At 72.0% G+C, this 1,354-nt stretch carries 2 protein-coding genes; both read right to left on the bottom strand.

The window, feature by feature from the left end; translation table 11 throughout:
• The coding region (locus tag AB0G02_RS40485) for an MFS transporter (RefSeq protein ID WP_360805922.1) at positions 1-1,048 on the bottom strand (1,048 nt) is incomplete at its 3' end.
• A gap of 128 nt (positions 1,049-1,176) precedes the next feature.
• A partial coding sequence (locus AB0G02_RS40480; RefSeq protein WP_360805925.1) for a glycerophosphodiester phosphodiesterase family protein occupies positions 1,177-1,354 on the bottom strand: 178 nt, incomplete at its 5' end.

The raw sequence follows: 1,354 nt of genomic DNA, 5'->3' as shown, positions 1-1,354 counted from the left end.
TCACCACGATCCACACGCACAGGCTGACCATGATGGTGCGCTTGGCGCCCCACGCCCTGGCGAGGCGACCGTGCAGCATGCCGCCGAAGAACGCGACGAACTGCACGATCAGGATGGTCGTGATCAGCACCGTCTCGTCGAGCTCGAGCTCGTCGCGGCCGTACTGGGCGGAGACGTTGGCGACGGTGGCGATGCCGTCGGTGTAGATGAGGTAGGTGCCCAGGAACGCCAGGGTCAGGGGGAACAGGCGGGCCTGCTTCACCGTCTGCCGCAGCTCGGCGAACCCGGCGGTGACCACCGACGCGCCCGACTCGGTGCCGTGCGGCGCCTGGTGGCGCTTGAGGCGGGTCAGCGGGATGAGCGTGAACCCGGCCCACCACAGCCCCGACAGCACGAACCCGACGCGCACCGCGGCGCCCTCGCCCAGCCCGACCGCGTCGTGGCCGATGAACAGCGCGAGCTGCACCGCCAGCGCCACGCCGCCGCCGAGGTAGCCGAACGCCCAGCCGCGGGAGGACACCGCGTCGCGTTCGTCGGGGGTGGCGATCTCGGGCAGGAACGCGTAGTACACGACGACCGACGCGCCGTAGCAGATGTTGCCGAGGATGAACAGCGCCACGCCCAGGTGCCAGTTGTCGCCACCGACCGCGGCCAGGGCGATGGTGGCCGCCGAGCCGGTGAACGCCAGGCCGCCCAGCATGCGCAGCTTGTTCTGGGTGCGGTCCGCGATCGCGCCCATCACCGGCAGCACCACCACCTGCACCACGGTGGCGATGGACAGCAGGTAGCCCCACAGCGACCCGGCGGGGAAGTGGGCGCCGAACAGGGAGATGTCGCACTGCCGCAGCGGGCCGTCCGCGCAGGGCGTGGGCCCGTTGCGGGCGGTGTCGGCCAGGGCCGCCTCCTTGGCCACCGCGGTGAGGTAGCCGGAGAGGAACACCGTCACCACGGAGGTGGGGAACACCGAGTTCGCCCAGTCGTACCAGGTCCAGCCGCGTTGTTCCCGCTTGCGGTCCAGGGCGGGTGCGGTGCTGTCGGCCACGCTCATGGGGGCGGACTGTATCTCGCGCGCCACCTGTTCGTGGTGATCATCACCAAGCTGTTGCCAACCGGCCCCCCCGCACGTCACGGCGCGTGCACGCGCGGTGCCCGCGGCGGGTGTGCGGGTGGGGGTGGTCAGCCGCCGGTCCAGGCCCGCCGGTCGACCAGCACGTCGCGCAACCGGTCCGGCCGGTCGGTGACCAGCCCGTCCACCCCCAGGTCCAGCAGGCGCCGCATCTCCGGCTCGTCGTCGATGGTCCACACGTGCACCTCCAGGTCGCGGCGGTGCGCGGCCCGGACGAACCGGTCGTCG

The organism is Actinosynnema sp. NPDC023658 (genome assembly GCF_040639995.1).
In the GTDB taxonomy this organism is placed as follows: Bacteria; Actinomycetota; Actinomycetes; order Mycobacteriales; family Pseudonocardiaceae; genus Actinosynnema.
This window is presented reverse-complemented; position numbering and strand designations above follow the sequence as displayed.